A 16,930-nucleotide genomic window follows, 5' to 3' on the forward strand; every position below is an offset into this window, starting at 1 on the left:
GGGCGCCCGCGCGCGCTGCCGCCGGGGCGCTGGCAGCCGAGCCGCGCTTCATGCCGCAGTCGCGGGTGCAGCCCGGCGCCGCGCAGCCGGCCCGGCGCGTGGCCGAACCGCCGGTGACGGTGCGGCCCGCCCAGGGCCGGGGGATTGCCGCGCCTGTCACCGCGCCCGTCTTCGATGACGAGGATCTGCAGCCGCTGCCCGACGAACCGATGGACACCGCCGCCGCGATGATCGAGGCGTCGGAGGACTGGCAGACGGATGCCCGCGCCGGGGACGATCTGGACGCCGAAGACTGGCAGGACGACACGCTCGACCGTTTCCCGCCGGTGCCGGACGGATCGGAAGACGACCTCGACCGCAACGTCTTTGCCGATCTGCAGGACGATGGCGCATGGACCCCGCCGCAGGTGGCGGGGGCGCGCAAGGTGGTGCTGCATCACCTGCCGAAGAAGGCGCCCGCGCCCTCGCGCCAGGCGGTGGCGGAATCGCAGCCGCGCCTGCGCTTCGACGAACCGGCGGCCGTGGCCTATGAACCGCCGCCCCTGTCGCTGTTGACCAACCCGGCGACGATCCAGCGCCACTCCCTGCCCGACGAGGCGCTGGAGGAGAATGCGCGGATGCTGGAAAACGTGCTGGACGACTATGGCGTGAAGGGCGAGATCGTCAGCGTCCGTCCCGGCCCCGTCGTCACCATGTACGAACTGGAACCCGCGCCGGGGCTGAAGGCCAGCCGCGTGATCGGCCTCGCGGACGACATCGCGCGCAGCATGTCGGCGCTGTCCGCCCGCGTGTCCACCGTGCCGGGGCGCAGCGTGATCGGCATCGAACTGCCGAACCAGCACCGCGAAAAGGTGGTGCTGCGCGAAATCCTCGCCGCGCGCGACTTCGGCGATTCGAACCTGCGGCTGCCGCTGGCGTTGGGCAAGGACATCGCCGGCGAGCCGGTGGTGGCGAACCTCGCCAAGATGCCGCATCTTCTGATCGCGGGCACCACCGGGTCGGGCAAGTCGGTGGCGATCAACACCATGATCCTGTCGCTGCTCTACAAGCTGACGCCCGAGGAATGCCGGCTGATCATGATCGACCCGAAGATGCTGGAACTCAGCGTCTATGACGGCATCCCGCATCTGCTGTCCCCCGTCGTCACCGATCCGAAGAAGGCGGTCGTCGCGCTCAAATGGGTCGTGGGCGAGATGGAGGAACGCTATCGCAAGATGTCGAAGATGGGCGTGCGCAACATCGAGGGCTTCAACGGCCGCGTGCGCGAGGCGCTGGCCCGGGGCGAGATGTTCAAGCGCACCGTCCAGACCGGCTTCGACGAGGAGACCGGCGACCCGATCTTCGAGACCGAAGAGATCATGCCGAAGGCGATCCCCTATATCGTGGTGATCGTCGACGAGATGGCCGACCTGATGATGGTCGCCGGGAAAGAGATCGAGGCCTGCATCCAGCGGCTGGCGCAGATGGCGCGGGCGTCGGGCATCCACCTGATCATGGCGACGCAGCGCCCCTCGGTCGACGTCATCACCGGCACGATCAAGGCCAACTTCCCGACGCGGATCAGCTTTCAGGTCACGTCGAAGATCGACAGCCGCACGATCCTGGGCGAGCAGGGGGCGGAACAGCTGCTGGGCATGGGCGACATGCTCTACATGGCGGGGGGCAGCCGCATCACCCGCGTCCACGGTCCCTTCGTCAGCGACGAGGAGGTCGAGGAGGTGGTGACCCATCTGAAGGGCTTCGGCCCGCCGGACTACATGTCCGGCGTGGTCGAGGGGCCGGACGAGGATGCCGCCTCGGATATCGACGCGGTGCTGGGGCTGAACACCGGCGGCAATACCGATGGCGAGGATGCGCTCTACGATCAGGCGGTGCAGGTGGTGCTGAAGGATCGAAAGGTGTCCACGAGCTATATCCAGCGGAAACTGGGCATCGGCTACAACAAGGCCGCGCGTCTGGTCGAGCAGATGGAGGAAGAGGGACTCGTCTCGCCCGCCAACCATGTCGGCAAGCGCGAGATCTTGGTGCCGGAGCAGTGAGCGGGCAGGCCCCCGCGGTTCTTCCGAACGTGATCGCGGGGCGATGGAAACCGGAACGGCGCCGGGGTAGTTTCGCAGCCATGACCCTGTTCCGCGCCCTTCTGGCCCCGCTCGCCGCCGCCCTGATCTGGACCGCCGCCGCCCTGCCGGGGCTGGCCGCGCCCGCATCGCTGGCCGACATCTCGCGCTATCTGAACGGCATCCAGAGCGCGGGGACCGAATTCACGCAGGTGAATGCCGATGGCTCCACCTCCTCGGGGCGGCTGCTGATCAAGCGGCCGGGGCGGATGCGCTTTGAATATGCGGGGGACGATACGGTGGTGCTGGCCTCGGGCGGGCAGGTGGCGATCTTCGATTCGAAGTCGAACCAGCCGCCGGAACAGTATCCGCTGTCGAAGACGCCGCTGAACCTGATCCTTGCCCGGCAGGTGGACCTGACCCGGTCCGGCATGGTCGTGGGCCATGGCGAGCAGGACGGCATGACCACCGTCACCGCACAGGATCCGCAGCGCCCCGAGATCGGCACCATTACCCTGTTCTTCGAAACGGCGCCGATGCGGCTGGCGCAATGGGTGGTGACGGACGAGACCGGCCAGCAGACGCTGGTCCGGCTCGGGCCGCTGCAGCAGGGGGATTACCCGCCCTCGACCTTCTCGATCACGTTCGAAAGCGGGCGGCGCGGCTGACCGCCGCACCCCGGGCCCGTTGCCGGCCTGTCAGCTGCAGGTCCGCAGCTGGGTGTCGTAGATCACCGCGCGCTGTCCGACCTGCGTCGCCACCGTCATCAGCCAGGCCTTTTCGCGATAGCTGCCGCGCGCATAGCCCGTCTGGCCTTCGTGATAGGCAAGGTACTGGTTCTGCGCGTCCCATTTCGGGATGCCCAGCTTCAGTTCGCTGTTGTGCATGTACCAGCCCATGAAGTCGGTGGCATCGCCGATCCGGTCGCGGCGGCCGCGGTTGCCGGTGTCGCGCAGGTAATCTTCCCAGGTGCCGTCCAGCGCCTGGCTGTAGCCATAGGCCGAGGATTGCCGCCCCATCGGGATGATCCCGAGCGCGTATTCCTGCGGCGTGCGCGCATTGCCGATGAACTTCGATTCCTGATAGATCGTCGCCATCTGCACCGCGACGGGAACGCCCCACCGGGTTTCGGTGGCGCGCATCGCCCGCAGATATTCCGGGCGCTGGCTGACGATGGCACAGGCATCGTCCATATTGCTGGGCGCCGAATAATGGCCGCCGCAGGATGCGGCGAGACAGAAGACGGACGCGCGAAGAAGTCTGCTCATGGCCCCTCGCTTTGTTTTGTTTTGCCGTGATTTTACGACAAAGCGAGCGGATCGGAAATCACAAAGCTGCTGGATCGGCAAAGCCTTGGCATTCTGGCCGGTCCCGCGGCGGCGCGGGGGCGCGACAATCTGTTTCCGTCCGGACGGATGGGTTGGCCGGCCGCCGGGTAGACTCCGCCCATCCACAAGGATAGGCATAAGTGGAAGAGGCCGACCATGCTCATGTTGAAGACCACCGCGAAGTATCACCTGGGGCAGATCCTGCGCCATCGGAAGCATCCCTTCCGGGGCGTGGTCTTCGACGTGGATGCGACCTTTTCAAATACCGAGGAATGGTATGCCTCGATCCCCGAGGACAGCCGCCCGGCGAAGAACCAGCCCTTCTATCACCTGCTGGCCGAGAACGACCACAGCTACTATGTGGCCTATGTCTCGGAACAGAACCTCGTGCCGGATGAAACGGGCGAGCCGGTGGAACATCCCGATCTGCACGACCTGTTCGGCGATTTCGAGGATGGCCGCTATCCCCTGCATTTCAACCTGAACTGACGCGCAGGCGGGCCGTCCGCGCACTGGTGCCGCGTCCTGACCGCCCCCGGGGCCCGCGCGACCGGTTGCCCGGTGGGAGGCGCGCGAGCCGGCCGGGGCTGGACGATCCGTCCGAAGTCCTCGACGCCGTGGCCTGGGTGGGGGCTGTTGGACCGCGGCGCCGAGGGAAGCCAGTGAGCTACAGGGGCATTACAGCCCCGCTTTCGGGCGGTGATGCGGAGCGATTGCGGCAGGACTGCGGCACAGGCTTCAATTCTGTGGCCCGAGCCGTTCTTGACGCCGGCCGGAGCGGGCACGCACGAATGCTGCGCTGCACGAATCGCTTGCTGCGCCGCCGCAGGATCAGCCCCGCCGCACCACCAGCCGCAGCAGGTTGCGCCCGTCCTGCTGGCGATAGCGGAGCCCGCTGGCCAGTTCGCGGATCAGCAGCCAGCCGAAGCCGCCCTCCGGCAGGTCGCAAACATCGCCGTGCAGCAGCCGGTGGGGGCAGAGGCCCCGGGGCAGCACGAGGCCCGGCATCGGCCGCCCGCTGTCGCCGATGCGGATCCGCACCTCGCGCGGGGCGACCGTCAGGCGCAGCGCGATCCGCCCGTCATTCCCGGCATAGGCATGTTCGACCACGTTGTTCAGCGCCTCGGCCAGCACGATCTCGACCGCGCCGCGGTCCGGCCCCAGCCGGGGGCGCAGCGCGATCAGCAGATCGCGCACCGCCGCATGGCTGGCGCGCAGATCGGCCGTGACGAAGCGCAGGCCACAGCGCCAGCGATCGCGCCGGATCGCGCTGCCCCCGTCCGTCCGGCCGCCGTCAGCTGCCATCGGCGGCGGGGGGCACGGGATGCGGATGGATGGTGAAGACGCTGTCCATCCGCGTCAGGCGGAACAGCTTGGCCACGGTCGGCGTCAGCCCCGCCAGTTCCAGCGGGCGCGGCGCCAGCGCCTTCATCGAGGCGACGATGGCGCCCAGCCCCGAACTGTCGATGAAATCGACGCGCGACAGATCCATCACCACCCGCGCCGCGCCGGTGCCAACGGCGAGTTCGCGCAGCCGGTCCTTGAAGGGGATGGCGATCATCGCGTCGATGCGCGCCTCCTCCACTGTGACGATCAGGCCATCCGCCGTTTCCGTTGCGTCGATCCGCATCCCGCCCTCCGCGCTGTGCCGGGAAAGGCTAGACGGCAATCCTTACCGTCCCGTAGCCTTCGGGCGGGCAACAGGGGGGATGCCATGCAGGATGTGGTGATCGTCGGGGCCGCGCGCACGCCGATGGGCGGGTTTCAGGGGGCGCTGTCGGACCTGTCCGCCGCGGCGCTGGGCGGGGCCGCCATCGCCGCCGCGCTGACGGACGCGACGCTCGATCCCGGGGCGGTCGAGGAACTGCTGATGGGCTGCGTGCTGTCCGCGGGGCAGGGGCAAGCCCCGGCGCGGCAGGCGGGCTTCGCCGCCGGCCTGTCGCAGGCGGTGCCGGCCACCACGCTGAACAAGATGTGCGGATCGGGAATGAAGGCCGCGATGATGGCCTTCGACCGGATCGCGCTGGGCGATGCCGAGGCGATGGTCGCGGGCGGGATGGAGAGCATGACCAACGCGCCCTACCTGCTGCCCAAGATGCGCGGCGGCGCCCGGCTGGGGCATGGTCAGGTCATCGACCACATGTTCCTCGACGGGCTGGAGGACGCCTATGATAGGGGTAGGCTGATGGGCACCTTCGCCGAGGATTGCGCCACCGCCTTCCAGTTCACCCGCGCCGATCAGGATGCCTATGCGCTGGCCTCGCTCGACCGCGCTCTGGCGGCCGGGGCGGGCGGCGCCTTCGCGGACGAGATTGCGCCGGTGACGGTGACGGGCCGCAAGGGCGAGGTGACGGTGACGGCGGACGAGCAGCCCGCCCTCGCCCGGCCCGAACGGATCCCGACGCTGAAGCCCGCCTTCCGCGAGGGCGGCACGGTGACGGCCGCCAATTCCTCGTCGATCTCGGACGGAGCGGCGGCGCTGGTCCTGACCTCGGGCGCGGCGGCGGCGCGGCTGGGCCTGCCGGTGCGGGCGCGGGTGCTGGGCCATGCCAGCCACGCGCAGGCCCCGGCCGAGTTTCCGACCGCGCCCGTCCCCGCCGCGCGCCGGCTTCTGGACCGGATCGGCTGGCAGCCCGAGGAGGTGGACCTGTGGGAGGTGAACGAGGCCTTCGCCGTGGTGCCCATGGCCTTCATGGCCGAAACCGGCATCCCGCATGACCGGGTGAACGTCAACGGCGGCGCCTGCGCGCTGGGCCATCCCATCGGCGCCTCGGGCGCGCGGATCGTGGTCACGCTGGTGAACGCGCTGGAACGGCGCGGGCTGCAGCGCGGGATCGCAGCCATCTGTATCGGCGGCGGCGAGGGCACCGCCATCGCCGTGGAGCGGGTCTAGAGCCCCAGCACGTCGATCATGTCGTACGCGCCGGGCTTGCGGTCCTGCCCCCACAGCGCCGCTTTCAGCGCGCCGCGGGCAAAGATCGCGCGGTCGGTCGCGATGTGGCGCAGCACGATCCGTTCGCCGGCGGCGGCGAAGATCACGTCATGTTCGCCGACGATGTCGCCGCCGCGGATGGCGGAAAAGCCGATATGCCCCGGCTTGCGGGCGCCGGTGATGCCGTCGCGGCCCCGGTCGGCCACATCGTCCAGCGTCACGCCCCGGCCCGCCGCCGCCGCCTCGCCCAGCATCAGCGCGGTCCCCGAGGGCGCGTCGACCTTGCGGTTGTGATGCGCCTCGACGATCTCGATGTCCCAGTCGGCATCCAGCGCCTCGGCCACCTTCTGCGTCAGCCGGGTCAGCAGGTTGACGCCGAGGCTCATGTTGCCGGCGCGGATGATGACGGCATGGCGGGCGGCGGCGGCGAGGCGGGCCAGATGTGCGGGCTCCAGCCCGGTGGTGCCGATCACATGCACGGCCCGGGCCTGCGCGGCCAGTGCCGCGAATTCCACCGTCGCCTCGGGCGCGGTGAAGTCCAGCACCGCCTGCGCGCGGGCGAAGGCCTGCAGCGGGTCGTCGGTCACGGTCACGCCCACCGGCGCGCCGCCCGTCACCTCGCCCAGATCGCGGCCGATCCAGTCATGGCCCGGCCGTTCCAGCGCCGCCACCAGCCGGGCCTTGCCGCTGTCCAGCACGGTGCGCGCCAGCATCCGGCCCATCCGGCCCGAGGCCCCGGTGACGACGATACCCGGCAGATCGGTCATGGCATGCTCCCTGTCATTCCGGTCCTCTTAGCGCGGGGGCGGTTGTGGAAAAACCCCCGTTCCGTGCCGTTGCGCGCCGGGCGGGCTTCGCCTACATGGGCCGCATGGCATCGAACCGTTTTCCCAGGGGCTCCGGCCCGTCGCAGCGGCAGCTTCGCGTCGGCGAACTGATCCGCCGCACGCTGTCGGACGTGCTGGCACGGGGCGACGTGCACGATCCCGACCTGAACCGCATGTCGATCACCGTGGGCGAGGTGCGCACCTCGCCGGACCTGAAGGTTGCGACGGCCTATGTGCTGCCGCTGGGCGGGCAGGGCGCGGAAGAGGCGCTGGCCGCCCTGCGCCGCAACAAGGGCGAACTGCGCCACCATGTCGCCAAGGCGATGACGCTGAAATTCGCCCCCGAACTGCGCTTCGTCATCGACGAGACCTTCGACCGGCTGGACGAGACGCGGCGCATGTTCGCGGACGAGACGGTGCAGCGCGACATCGCGGCGGGCGCGGAGGAGGGGGACGATCTCTCGGACGAGGACGAGGATGGCGGGGATGACGACCGCGATGACGAGGATCGCGGGGATGGCGATGCTCGCTAGGCTGCTGGCTTTGGCCGCGCTGCTGGCCGCCCCGGCGCTGGCGAGCGAGCCGGCGGCGGGCGGGCCCTGCCGCGACACCCGGTTCGAGGGCGTCACCTATACCGTCTGCGAGGTGTCGGCGGGCCAGGACCTGCGCCTGTGGCTGACCGCCCCCGACGGCCGGCCCGTCGGCAGTTTCGAGCGGCTGCGCGAGATCGCCGAGGCGGATGGCCGGCGGCTGGTCTTCGCGATGAACGCGGGCATGTATCATGCCGACCGCAGCCCCGTGGGGCTCTATGTCGAAGAGGGGACCGAGGCCGCGCCGCTGGTCTCGGCGGGCGGCGGCGGCAATTTCGGCCTGCTGCCCAACGGCATCTTCTGCGTCGCGGACGAACGGTTCGCGGTGCTGGAAACCCGCGCCTTCCGCGCCGCGCCCCCCGCCTGCCGCTTTGCCACCCAGTCGGGCCCGATGCTGGTGATCGGCGGCGACCTGCACCCGCGCTTCCTGCCCGATTCGGATTCGCTCTATATCCGCAACGGCGTGGGGGTCAGCGCCGATGGCAGGCGGGCGGTCTTCGCCATCTCGCGCGCGCCGGTGAATTTCCATGCCTTTGCGCGGTTCTTCCGCGACGAGCTGGACCTGCCGGATGCGCTCTACCTCGACGGCAGCATCTCGCGCCTCTATGCGCCGGGGCTGGGCCGGAACGAGGGCGGGCGGCCGATGGGACCGATCGTCGGGCTGCTGGCCGATCGCTGAGCTGAATGGCCCTTCCGGTTGACGCCTGCCGCCGGCACGGCTAGCAGGGCGGCCTGCCGCAAGGGGGACTGACCATGGGACGCAGGAAGGGCCGGCCGATTTCGGGCTGGCTGGTTGTCGACAAGCCCGCCGGCATCACCTCGACCGCGGTGGTCAACAAGGTGCGCTGGGCGCTGGACGCCGCCAAGGCCGGCCATGCCGGCACGCTGGACCCGGCGGCCACCGGAGTGCTGGCCGTGGCGCTGGGCGAGGCGACGAAGACCGTGCCCTTCGTCACCGATGCCGAGAAATGCTATCGCTTCATGGTGCGGCTGGGGGCGGCCACCAATACCGACGATGCCGAGGGCGAGGTGATCGCCACCTCCGAACTGCGCCCGTCCGACGACCAGATCCGCGCCGCGCTGCCCGCCTTCACCGGCGAGATCCAGCAGGTGCCGCCGCAGTTTTCCGCCGTGAAGGTCGATGGCGAGCGTGCCTATGCCCTGGCGCGCGAGGGCGAGGCCCTGGATCTGGCCGCGCGGCCGCTGTGGGTGGAAAGCCTGGTGCTGCTGTCGCGGCCCGATGCCGACCATGCCGAATTCGAGATGGTCTGCGGCAAGGGCGGCTATGTCCGGTCCATCGCCCGCGACCTCGGGCAGGCGCTGGGCTGCCTCGGCCATGTGGACTGGCTGCGCCGCGAATGGTCGGGCCCGTTCGAGGCGTCGGAGGGCATCTCGATGGCCGAGGTCGAGGCGCTGGCGCGGACGCCGGAGCTGGAGGCGCGGCTGTTGCCGCTGGAGGTGGGGCTGGCCGATCTGCCGGAACTGCGGGCGACCGAGGACGGCGCCGCGCGGCTGCGCAACGGCAATCCGGGCATGGTGATCGCCGCCGACTGCGCCTGGGGCGACGAGGCCTGGGCCAGCCATGGCGGCCGGCCCGTCGCGGTGGGCATCTACCGGTCGGGCGAGCTGCACCCGAGCCGGGTGTTCAACCTGTGATTCGCCTCCATGCCGGAGGCGACAGCCAGGCACATCGGCCGGCGGCGCGCGAGCGATCCCTCTGATCTCAGGCCGCGCCCTGCCCCGTGACGGTGGCAGGGCGGCCGGCCGGCTGCTATGCGTGGCGGGGAAGGAGACCTCCATGCTGCGCATCTTCGGCCGACGCGGCGCGATCACCAAGATCGGCCTGACGCCCCCCGCCCCGCAGGCCGGACGCGGCGGGCTGGCCGTGGTGCTGATCGTGCGCAACGAGGAACGCCACATCGCCGAATGGGCGCGCTTCCACGCGGCGGCGGGGGTGGCGCGCTTCGTCGTCTATGACAACGGCTGCACCGACGGCACCCTCGCGGCGCTGCAGGCGGCGGTGCCGGGCCTCGCCACCGTGATTCCCTGGGATCAGAAGTTCACCGCCGGTGGCGCCTCGGGCGGCGAGATCCACAATCAGGTGCTGGCCTATGCCCATGCCACCCGCAACTTCGGCGGCGCCTTTCGCTGGATGACCTATATCGACGTCGACGAATTCCTCGTGCCGAAACGGGCCGCGAGCCTGCCCGCCGCGCTGGCGCATCTGGACAGCTGCCGCAACATCAGCCTGCCCTGGCACATGTTCGGCCGGAACGGGCATGACGCGCCGCCCGAGGGCGGGGTGCTGGCCAACTACACCAGCCGCAATCCCGACCCGATGAGCGACAGCCCCGGCCTGCGCCGGTTCAAGATGATCGTCGATCCCTGCCACGTCACCGCGATCAAGGTGCATACCGTCTGGACCGACGGCAGCGATGCCACCTGCAACGACCGGGGCGAGGCCGCGGACGCGCGGGGCCGCGAAAGGTCCGGCTTCTACTCTGCCGACCATATCCAGCTGAACCACTACTACACCCGCTCGGACCAGGAGCTGCGGGCCAAGATCGCCCGCGGCCCGAACCTGACCACCCCCGATGCCGACCATCTGCGCCGGGTGATGCGCAAGGTGGCGGCGATCGAGGCGGGACAGATCGAGGACAGGGCCGCCCCCGACTTCCTGCGCCGTCTCGCCGCCGGCGGCACGGGCGGAACGTCCGTTCCCTGAAACCACCGCGCGGCGGGACGCCGTTTCCTTTTGCCGCATGGCGGCGGGCGAGGGCTGAAAACATCGTCTTCTTCGCATAATTCAGACGCAACCGGATCAACCTGAAAGGGACTGACATGGGACTTCGGATCAACGACATCGCCCCGGACTTCACCGCCGAATCGACGGCGGGCACCATCCGTTTCCACGACTGGGTGGGCGACGGCTATGCCATCATCTTCAGCCACCCGCGCGATTTCACGCCGGTCTGCACGACCGAATTCGGCGCGGTGGCGCAGCTGGCCCCGGAATTCGAGAAGCGCAAGACCAAGGTCATCGGCGTGTCGGTCGATTCGGTGGGCGAGCACGAGAAGTGGAAGGCCGATATCGAGGCCGTCGCCGGCGCCCCCGCGAACTTCCCGATCATCGACGACACCTCGCTGACCGTGTCGAAGGCCTATGACATGCTGCCCGCCGACTATTACCTGCCGAACGAGGGCCGCACGCCCGCGCATTCGGCGACGGTGCGCACGGTGTTCATCATCGGCCCCGACAAGAAGGTGCGGCTGACCATGTCCTACCCGATGTCGGTGGGCCGCAACTTCGCCGAGATCCTGCGCGCGCTGGATGCGGTGCAGGCCACCGATGGCGTGCCCTTCGCCACCCCGGCGAACTGGGTGCCCGGACAGGACGTGATCGTGGCGCTGTCGGTCCCGACCGACGAGGCGCGGGCAAAATTCGGCGAGCTGGACATCAAGCTGCCCTACCTGCGCTTCGCCAAGCGCCCGGTCTGAGGCAGTCTGACCCGGCCTGACCCGTTCGTCAGGCCCTGGCAGGCCCCGGCCCCGCCGGGGCCTTTGGCATGGCGGCCAGGGGATAGGCCGCGCCCCAGACCCGCGCCGCGTCCCGGGCCAGCAGCCGCGCCTCGGCGGCGTCGAGCCGGGCCAGCGCCCGGTCCGGGCAGCCGGTCTCCGCCAGCGCCCGGTGCCACAGCCGCCAGAGGCTCGCCGCGCTCCAGGGCAGGGCCGCCTGTGCCGCCCATGCCCGCACCGGCGCGGGAAGGCGGTCATGCGCCGCCATCGGTGCGCTGCGCCGGCGGCGGCGCAACCCCGTCCTCAGGTTCCCCGCCATCAGGCCGCCTTCCGTCCCCAGTGGGGGAAGGGATCCGACAGGCGGGACCAGCGGCGCGGCAAGAAATCCTCCTCGGCCACCAGCGCGGCGTCGAGGGCCGCCTCGATCGCGGCGCGGTCCATGCCGGTGCCGATGAAGACCAGTTCCTGCCGCCGGTCGCCCCAGGGCTCCTGCCAGCGGGCCTCGACCTCGGCCAGCGCCTCGGGATGCGTCGGCCAGCGATTGCGCGGGACGCTCGCCCACCAGCCGCCGAGCGGCGCCACGCTGGACACCGCCCCCGCCAGCGAGAGTTCCGCCACCCAGTCCGGCCGCGTGGCCAGCCAGAAATGCCCCTTGGCGCGGATCACCCCCGGCAGGTCGCCGTTCAGCACCGCATGGATGCGCGCCGGGTCGAAGGGCCGCCGCGCCCGCCAGACGAACGAGGAAATGCCGTATTCCTCGGTCTCGGGCTGGTGCTGGGCGAATCCGTACAGTTCCTTCGCCCACAGCGGATGTTCCTGCGCCCGGTCGAAATCGAAGCGCCCGGTGGCGAGGATATCGGCCGCGGCAACCCTCGACCGGTCCGTCTCGACCAGGCGGGCGTCGGGGTTCAGCGCGCGGATGATCTGGCGCGCGGTCTGCGCCCGGTCCGGCCCCGCATCGGTCACCTTGTTCAGGATCACCACATCGGCGAATTCGATCTGGTCGGTCAGCAGGTTCACCAGCGTGCGCTGGTCGCCCTCGCCCAGCGATTCGCCCCGGTCGGCCAGGAAGTCGTGGCTGGAAAAATCCTGCGTCAGGTTGATCGCATCGACCACCGTCACCATCGTGTCGAGCCGGGCGACATCCGACAGGCTTTGCCCGGCCGCATCGCGGAAGTCGAAGGTGGCGGCGACGGGCAGGGGTTCGGCGATGCCGGTGCTTTCGATCAGCAGATAGTCGAACCGGCCTTCGGCGGCGAGCCGGCGCACCTCGGTCAGCAGGTCGTCGCGCAGGGTGCAGCAGATGCAGCCATTGGTCATCTCGACCAGCTTTTCCTCGGAGCGCGACAGTTCGGACCCGCCGCGCACCAGATCGGCGTCGATGTTCACCTCGGACATGTCGTTGACGATCACCGCGACGCGCAGCCCGTCGCGATTGTTCAGGACATGGTTCAGCAGGGTCGTCTTGCCGGCGCCGAGGAAGCCGGACAGGACGGTCACGGGCAGGCGCCGGTCGGGGGCGGACGGGCTTGGGTCGGGCATGGCGGGCTCCTTTGCTGCAAGGTGCCCACCCCTCTATATGTTATGTCATAACATTACAAGCGTCAACCCGCGACGAGGCTCCACAGCTCGTTCAGGCACAGCACCACGAACAGCGCGGCCGCGAGGCCCAGCAACCCGTTCGACACCCAGCCGTTGCGCCATTCGCGCGGCACCCGATGCGAGTTCAGCAGCCAGATCAGCGTGATCGCAAGGAAGGGCATGAAGAAGGCCCCGAGCGCCCCGTAGATCACCACCAGCAGGAACGGCCGGCCGAAGACGAACAGGATCATCGGCGGGATCGTCAGCCAGAACAGGTAGAAGCGGAAGGCGCGGGTCCGGTGCAGCTCTCCCCGGTCGGTCGTGCCGCCGGTGATGTGGCGCACGAAGTCGGCGAACAGCAGCGAAACCCCGTGCCAGACCCCCAGCACCGAAGACAGCGAGGTCGCCGCGAAGCCGATTAGGAACAGCGTCGATACCACCGGCCCGAAACGGTCGCGCAGCACCGCATCGAGGTCCAGAAGCCCGCGATCGCCGGAGTTCAGCGCGATCTGCGCCGAATACAGCAGCTCTGCCCCGATGATCAGCATCGCCACCACGAAGACGCCGGTCACGCCATAGGCCACCCGGTTGTCGAGCCGCATCAGCGGGATGAAATCCGGCGTGCGCCAGCCCTTTGCGTTCACCCAGTAGCCATAGGCCGACATGGTGATGGTCCCGCCCACCCCGCCGATCAGGCCCAGCGTGTAGAAGGTGGCCCCCTCGGGCAGGGTCGGCACCAGCCCGCCCAGCGTCTGGCCGAGGTTCGGCGCGACGAGGATCGCCACCCCCGTGACGATGACGAACATGATGCCGATCAGCACCTTCATCACCGTCTCGAACATCTCGTAGCGGTTCAGCGCGACGAACAGCGCGCAGAGCAGGCCCACCCCCGCGCCCCAGGCCCAGTTCGGCAACAGGTCGGGGAACAGCGCGGCCAGCGGCAGGGCGGTCGCGCTCATCGCCGTGGCGCCGTAGACGAAGCCCCAGATCACGATGTAGATGCCAAAATACCAGTAGGTCCAGCGCCCGAGGCTGCCCCAGCCATCCAGCATGGTGGAGCCGGTGGCGAGGTGCCAGCGGGCCGATCCCTCGGCCAGCGCGATCTTGACGATGCAGCCCACCACTGCCGCCCACAGCAGCGCATGGCCGAAACGCGACCCGGCGATCAGCGTCGCCACCAGATCGCCCGCCCCGACGCCGGTGGCGGCGGCGACGATGCCGGGTCCGATCAGGCGCCAGCGCGCGGCGGCGCTGGTGGGGGCGCTGGTGGCATGGTGTTGATCGGTCATGAGAATCCTCCTGTGGCCTGTCGGAAAGCCGCAAGCGCCCCGCGGGTTCCGTCAGGCACCCGGCGGCTATTCCTGAACCGACATCGGCCTGTCGCCGCCGGGCGGCAGGCCAAACGCCGCCCGCACCCCGTTCAGGAAGGCGCCGTAGGGCCGGCCCAGCACCAGCATCAGCACCGCCGCGCCTGCCGTGCCGCGCAGCAGCCCGCCGCCGCTCGCCCCACTGACGGCGAGGATCGCGGCATAGATCGGCACCTGAAACGACATCAGCGCGAGGCTGTCCCACAGCAGCCGCGACCGGCGGGTCGGGCCTGCCCGGCGCAGCATCCAGTCGCGCCACAGCCCGTAGGGCCGGCCCACCGGCAGCATCAGCGCCGCCCCGAGCAGCCGCGCCCGCAGCACCTGATCCCAGGCCATGCCGGCGATGAACCGTTCGTTCAGGATGCCGGTCGCGGTGAAGAACAGGATCAGCGCCAGCGTATCGGCGACATAGGAGCGCCTGCTGTCGCCGCTGCGATCATGTCCCGCCATGCCGTCCCCTTCCGCGCCTGCCCCGGGGCGCAACCGGCCCCGCCGCATCGCGGTTCCCGGCGGGGCGAAACGACAAACGCCCCGGTCCTGCGACCGGGGCGCCTGTTCGCCGTAAGGAAAGGATCAGGCCTGCGCCTGTTCCTCTTTCGACTCGGTGATTTCCTCGCCGGTGGTCTGGTCGACCATGCGCATGCCCAGACGGACCTTGCCGCGTTCGTCGAAGCCCAGCAGTTTCACCTTCACTTCCTGCCCTTCGGACAGTGCCTCGTTCGGGTGCTTCAGCCGGTTCTTCGAGATCTGGCTGACATGGACCAGCCCGTCACGCTTGCCGAAGAAGTTCACGAAGGCGCCGAAATCCACCAGCTTGACGACGCGGCCGGTGTAGATCTTGCCCTCTTCCGGCTCGGCCACGATCGAATAGATCATGTCATAGGCCTTCTTGATCGCATCGCCGTTGGCCGAGGCGATCTTGATCACGCCATCGTCGTTGATGTCGACCTTGGCGCCCGAGACCTCGACGATCTCGCGGATGACCTTGCCGCCCGACCCGATCACTTCGCGGATCTTGTCGGTCGGGATGGTCATCGTCTCGATGCGCGGGGCATGGGCCGAGAATTCGGCGCGGCCGGCGGAAATGGCCTTCGCCATCTCGGCCAGGATGTGCATCCGGCCGTCCTTGGCCTGCGCCAGGGCCTGTTCCATGATCGCGGGGGTAATCCCCGCCACCTTGATGTCCATCTGCAGCGAGGTGATGCCCGCCTCGGTACCCGCGACCTTGAAGTCCATGTCGCCGAGGTGATCCTCGTCGCCGAGGATGTCGGTCAGCACGGCCCAGCGACCGTCGTCTTCCAGGATCAGGCCCATGGCGACGCCGGCCACCGGCGCCTTCAGCGGCACGCCCGCATCCATCATCGCAAGCGACCCGCCGCAGACCGAGGCCATCGAGGACGAGCCGTTCGATTCGGTGATCTCGGACACGACGCGGATGGTGTAGGGGAAGTCGGTCGGCGCCGGCAGCACCGCCTGCAGCGCGCGCCAGGCGAGCTTGCCATGGCCGATCTCGCGCCGGCCGGGCGACCCGACGCGGCCCACTTCGCCGACCGAATAGGGCGGGAAGTTGTAGTGCAGCAGGAAGTTGGACCGGCTGTTGCCGTGCAGCGCGTCGATGATCTGTTCGTCATCGCCGGTGCCCAGCGTGGTCACGACCAGCGCCTGCGTCTCGCCCCGGGTGAACAGGGCCGAGCCATGGGTGCGCGGCAGCACGCCCACTTCCGACACGATCGGGCGCACGGTACGGGTGTCGCGGCCGTCGATGCGGGCGCCGCCGTTGATGATGTCGCCGCGCAGGATGCCGGATTCCAGCGATTTCAGCGCCGGGCCAAGGTTCGGGTTGGCCAGTTCCTCTTCGGTGAGGGCCGCCTTGATCGCGGCCTTGGCCTCGACGATGGCGTCGTGACGGGCGGCCTTGTCGCGGATCGCATAGGCGGCGCGCATCCGGTCCTCGCCCGCGGCCTTCACTCGTGACAGCAGCGCCGAATAGTCCGGCGGGCTGAAGTCGAAGGGTTCCTTGGCGCAGTCCTCGGCGAAGTCGATGATCAGGTCGATCACCGGCTGCATCGCCTCGTGCCCGAACTTCACCGCGCCCAGCATTTCTTCCTCGGTCAGCTCGTAGGCTTCCGATTCCACCATCATCACGGCGTCCTTGGTGCCGGCGATGACCAGATCGAGCCGCTGCTCGGGGTTGTTGCGCAGGTGGTCCATGTCGGCCACCTCGGGGTTCAGCACATAGTCGCCATTGGCGAAGCCCACGCGCGCGGCGCCGATCGGGCCGCGGAACGGCACACCCGAGATCGTCAGCGCGGCCGAAGCGGCGATCATCGCCACCACGTCGGGTTCGTTCACGAGGTCATGGCTGAGAACGGTGCACATCACGAGCACCTCGTTCTTGAAGCCCTCGACGAACAGCGGGCGGCAGGGCCGGTCGATCAGACGCGAGGTCAGCGTCTCTTTCTCGGACGGGCGCGCCTCGCGCTTGAAGAAGCCGCCCGGGATCTTGCCGGCGGCATAGTATTTTTCCTGGTAGTGCACGGTCAGCGGGAAGAAGTCCTGCCCCGGCTTCGGCTCTTTCGCGAAGGTCACGTTGGCCATGACCGAGGTTTCGCCCAGCGTGGCGATGACCGAGCCATCCGCCTGACGGGCAACCTTGCCGGATTCCAGCGTGAGCGTTTCATTGCCCCACTGGATGGATTTCCTGGTGATATTGAACATACGGTTTCCTCTTG

At 69.3% G+C, this 16,930-nt stretch carries 18 protein-coding genes; 9 read left to right on the plus strand and 9 right to left on the minus strand.

Features of this window, described 5'->3' with window-relative positions:
• Together EEY80_RS17990 and EEY80_RS17995 are read left to right on the plus strand one after the other, a co-directional pair.
• Positions 1 to 2,039, plus strand: a 2,039-nt coding sequence (locus EEY80_RS17990) for a DNA translocase FtsK (protein WP_235829902.1), incomplete at its 5' end; no start/stop codon positions are given.
• Between the two features lie 80 nt (positions 2,040 to 2,119).
• Positions 2,120 to 2,725, plus strand: coding sequence for a LolA family protein (locus tag EEY80_RS17995; RefSeq protein WP_126978953.1), 606 nt, complete (start codon positions 2,120 to 2,122; stop codon positions 2,723 to 2,725).
• Positions 2,726 to 2,755: 30 nt separating this feature from the next.
• Here the strand turns inward: EEY80_RS17995 and EEY80_RS18000 are convergent, their stop codons facing one another.
• Positions 2,756 to 3,325 carry a transglycosylase SLT domain-containing protein gene (locus EEY80_RS18000; RefSeq protein WP_126978956.1) on the minus strand — a complete coding sequence of 190 codons (570 nt, stop codon included), beginning with the start codon at positions 3,323 to 3,325 and terminating at the stop codon, positions 2,756 to 2,758.
• A 222-nt stretch (positions 3,326 to 3,547) separates the two neighbouring features.
• On the opposite strand from EEY80_RS18000, the gene hspQ reads away from it, so the two are divergent.
• Positions 3,548 to 3,874 (plus strand): heat shock protein HspQ, encoded by a 327-nt coding sequence (gene hspQ, locus EEY80_RS18005; RefSeq protein ID WP_126979057.1) that lies wholly within the window; start codon positions 3,548 to 3,550, stop codon positions 3,872 to 3,874.
• 342 nt (positions 3,875 to 4,216) lie between these two features.
• Here hspQ and EEY80_RS18010 read toward each other — a convergent pair whose 3' ends face one another.
• Together EEY80_RS18010 and EEY80_RS18015 are read right to left on the minus strand one after the other, a co-directional pair.
• The gene (locus EEY80_RS18010; protein WP_126978958.1) at positions 4,217 to 4,690 is read right to left on the minus strand and encodes an ATP-binding protein; all 474 of its coding nucleotides are present in this window, start codon (positions 4,688 to 4,690) and stop codon (positions 4,217 to 4,219) included.
• Positions 4,680 to 5,015, minus strand: a complete 336-nt coding sequence (locus EEY80_RS18015; protein ID WP_126978960.1) for an STAS domain-containing protein — start codon at positions 5,013 to 5,015, stop codon at positions 4,680 to 4,682. The genes EEY80_RS18010 and EEY80_RS18015 overlap by 11 nt, the downstream gene beginning before the upstream one ends.
• Before the next feature lie 84 nt (positions 5,016 to 5,099).
• Here EEY80_RS18015 and EEY80_RS18020 point away from each other — a divergent pair, with 84 nt between their 5' ends.
• Positions 5,100 to 6,278 carry a thiolase family protein gene (locus tag EEY80_RS18020; RefSeq protein WP_126978962.1) on the plus strand — a complete coding sequence of 393 codons (1,179 nt, stop codon included), beginning with the start codon at positions 5,100 to 5,102 and terminating at the stop codon, positions 6,276 to 6,278.
• Here EEY80_RS18020 and dapB read toward each other — a convergent pair.
• On the minus strand, positions 6,275 to 7,084 hold the full coding sequence (gene dapB / locus EEY80_RS18025) for a 4-hydroxy-tetrahydrodipicolinate reductase (RefSeq protein ID WP_126978964.1): 810 nt from the start codon (positions 7,082 to 7,084) through the stop codon (positions 6,275 to 6,277). The genes EEY80_RS18020 and dapB overlap by 4 nt on opposite strands.
• A 95-nt stretch (positions 7,085 to 7,179) precedes the next feature.
• Between dapB and rbfA the strand changes: the two genes are divergently transcribed.
• The 5 genes from rbfA to EEY80_RS18050 all read left to right on the plus strand — a co-directional run bounded on the left by rbfA (position 7,180) and on the right by EEY80_RS18050 (position 11,232).
• Positions 7,180 to 7,677, plus strand: coding sequence for a 30S ribosome-binding factor RbfA (gene rbfA, locus EEY80_RS18030; protein ID WP_126979059.1), 498 nt, complete (start codon positions 7,180 to 7,182; stop codon positions 7,675 to 7,677).
• Positions 7,667 to 8,413, plus strand: coding sequence for a phosphodiester glycosidase family protein (locus EEY80_RS18035; RefSeq protein WP_126979061.1), 747 nt, complete (start codon positions 7,667 to 7,669; stop codon positions 8,411 to 8,413). Before rbfA ends, EEY80_RS18035 begins: the two co-directional genes overlap by 11 nt.
• Before the next feature lie 74 nt (positions 8,414 to 8,487).
• On the plus strand, positions 8,488 to 9,390 hold the full coding sequence (gene truB, locus EEY80_RS18040) for a tRNA pseudouridine(55) synthase TruB (protein ID WP_126978966.1): 903 nt from the start codon (positions 8,488 to 8,490) through the stop codon (positions 9,388 to 9,390).
• A 142-nt stretch (positions 9,391 to 9,532) separates the two neighbouring features.
• Positions 9,533 to 10,459 carry a glycosyltransferase family 92 protein gene (locus tag EEY80_RS18045; RefSeq protein ID WP_126978968.1) on the plus strand — a complete coding sequence of 309 codons (927 nt, stop codon included), beginning with the start codon at positions 9,533 to 9,535 and terminating at the stop codon, positions 10,457 to 10,459.
• Positions 10,460 to 10,575: 116 nt separating this feature from the next.
• Complete coding sequence (locus EEY80_RS18050; protein WP_126978970.1) at positions 10,576 to 11,232, plus strand: peroxiredoxin; 657 nt, start codon at positions 10,576 to 10,578, stop codon at positions 11,230 to 11,232.
• Positions 11,233 to 11,260: 28 nt separating this feature from the next.
• Here EEY80_RS18050 and EEY80_RS18055 read toward each other — a convergent pair whose 3' ends face one another.
• The 5 genes from EEY80_RS18055 to pnp all read right to left on the minus strand — a co-directional run bounded on the left by EEY80_RS18055 (position 11,261) and on the right by pnp (position 16,916).
• Positions 11,261 to 11,569: a DUF6525 family protein gene (locus tag EEY80_RS18055; RefSeq protein WP_126978972.1), complete on the minus strand. Its 309-nt coding sequence runs from the start codon at positions 11,567 to 11,569 to the stop codon at positions 11,261 to 11,263.
• Positions 11,569 to 12,792 carry a GTP-binding protein gene (locus EEY80_RS18060; protein ID WP_126978974.1) on the minus strand — a complete coding sequence of 408 codons (1,224 nt, stop codon included), beginning with the start codon at positions 12,790 to 12,792 and terminating at the stop codon, positions 11,569 to 11,571. Before EEY80_RS18060 ends, EEY80_RS18055 begins: the two co-directional genes overlap by 1 nt.
• Positions 12,793 to 12,854: 62 nt before the next feature.
• Positions 12,855 to 14,120: an Nramp family divalent metal transporter gene (locus EEY80_RS18065; protein WP_126978976.1), complete on the minus strand. Its 1,266-nt coding sequence runs from the start codon at positions 14,118 to 14,120 to the stop codon at positions 12,855 to 12,857.
• A 66-nt stretch (positions 14,121 to 14,186) separates the two neighbouring features.
• Positions 14,187 to 14,648, minus strand: a complete 462-nt coding sequence (gene alaE / locus EEY80_RS18070) for an L-alanine exporter AlaE (RefSeq protein ID WP_126978978.1) — start codon at positions 14,646 to 14,648, stop codon at positions 14,187 to 14,189.
• 123 nt (positions 14,649 to 14,771) lie between these two features.
• On the minus strand, positions 14,772 to 16,916 hold the full coding sequence (gene pnp / locus EEY80_RS18075; RefSeq protein WP_126978980.1) for a polyribonucleotide nucleotidyltransferase: 2,145 nt from the start codon (positions 16,914 to 16,916) through the stop codon (positions 14,772 to 14,774).
• Positions 16,917 to 16,930 lie beyond the last annotated feature (14 nt).

This window comes from Frigidibacter oleivorans (assembly GCF_003993775.1).
Taxonomy (GTDB): domain Bacteria; phylum Pseudomonadota; class Alphaproteobacteria; order Rhodobacterales; family Rhodobacteraceae; genus Frigidibacter; species Frigidibacter oleivorans.

Excerpts from the sequence above, each read along its gene's own strand:
- EEY80_RS17995 (WP_126978953.1), top strand. The coding sequence starts at position 2,120 with ATGACCCTGTTCCGCGCCCTTCTGGCCCCGCTCGCCGCCGCCCTGATC.
- alaE (WP_126978978.1), bottom strand. The coding sequence starts at position 14,648 with ATGGCGGGACATGATCGCAGCGGCGACAGCAGGCGCTCCTATGTCGCC.
- EEY80_RS18060 (WP_126978974.1), bottom strand. The coding sequence starts at position 12,792 with ATGCCCGACCCAAGCCCGTCCGCCCCCGACCGGCGCCTGCCCGTGACC.
- EEY80_RS18065 (WP_126978976.1), bottom strand. The coding sequence starts at position 14,120 with ATGACCGATCAACACCATGCCACCAGCGCCCCCACCAGCGCCGCCGCG.
- rbfA (WP_126979059.1), top strand. The coding sequence starts at position 7,180 with ATGGGCCGCATGGCATCGAACCGTTTTCCCAGGGGCTCCGGCCCGTCG.
- EEY80_RS18010 (WP_126978958.1), bottom strand. The coding sequence starts at position 4,690 with ATGGCAGCTGACGGCGGCCGGACGGACGGGGGCAGCGCGATCCGGCGC.
- EEY80_RS18045 (WP_126978968.1), top strand. The coding sequence starts at position 9,533 with ATGCTGCGCATCTTCGGCCGACGCGGCGCGATCACCAAGATCGGCCTG.
- EEY80_RS18015 (WP_126978960.1), bottom strand. The coding sequence starts at position 5,015 with ATGCGGATCGACGCAACGGAAACGGCGGATGGCCTGATCGTCACAGTG.
- pnp (WP_126978980.1), bottom strand. The coding sequence starts at position 16,916 with ATGTTCAATATCACCAGGAAATCCATCCAGTGGGGCAATGAAACGCTC.
- EEY80_RS18055 (WP_126978972.1), bottom strand. The coding sequence starts at position 11,569 with ATGGCGGGGAACCTGAGGACGGGGTTGCGCCGCCGCCGGCGCAGCGCA.
- truB (WP_126978966.1), top strand. The coding sequence starts at position 8,488 with ATGGGACGCAGGAAGGGCCGGCCGATTTCGGGCTGGCTGGTTGTCGAC.
- hspQ (WP_126979057.1), top strand. The coding sequence starts at position 3,548 with ATGTTGAAGACCACCGCGAAGTATCACCTGGGGCAGATCCTGCGCCAT.
- EEY80_RS18035 (WP_126979061.1), top strand. The coding sequence starts at position 7,667 with ATGCTCGCTAGGCTGCTGGCTTTGGCCGCGCTGCTGGCCGCCCCGGCG.
- EEY80_RS18050 (WP_126978970.1), top strand. The coding sequence starts at position 10,576 with ATGGGACTTCGGATCAACGACATCGCCCCGGACTTCACCGCCGAATCG.
- dapB (WP_126978964.1), bottom strand. The coding sequence starts at position 7,084 with ATGACCGATCTGCCGGGTATCGTCGTCACCGGGGCCTCGGGCCGGATG.
- EEY80_RS18000 (WP_126978956.1), bottom strand. The coding sequence starts at position 3,325 with ATGAGCAGACTTCTTCGCGCGTCCGTCTTCTGTCTCGCCGCATCCTGC.
- EEY80_RS18020 (WP_126978962.1), top strand. The coding sequence starts at position 5,100 with ATGCAGGATGTGGTGATCGTCGGGGCCGCGCGCACGCCGATGGGCGGG.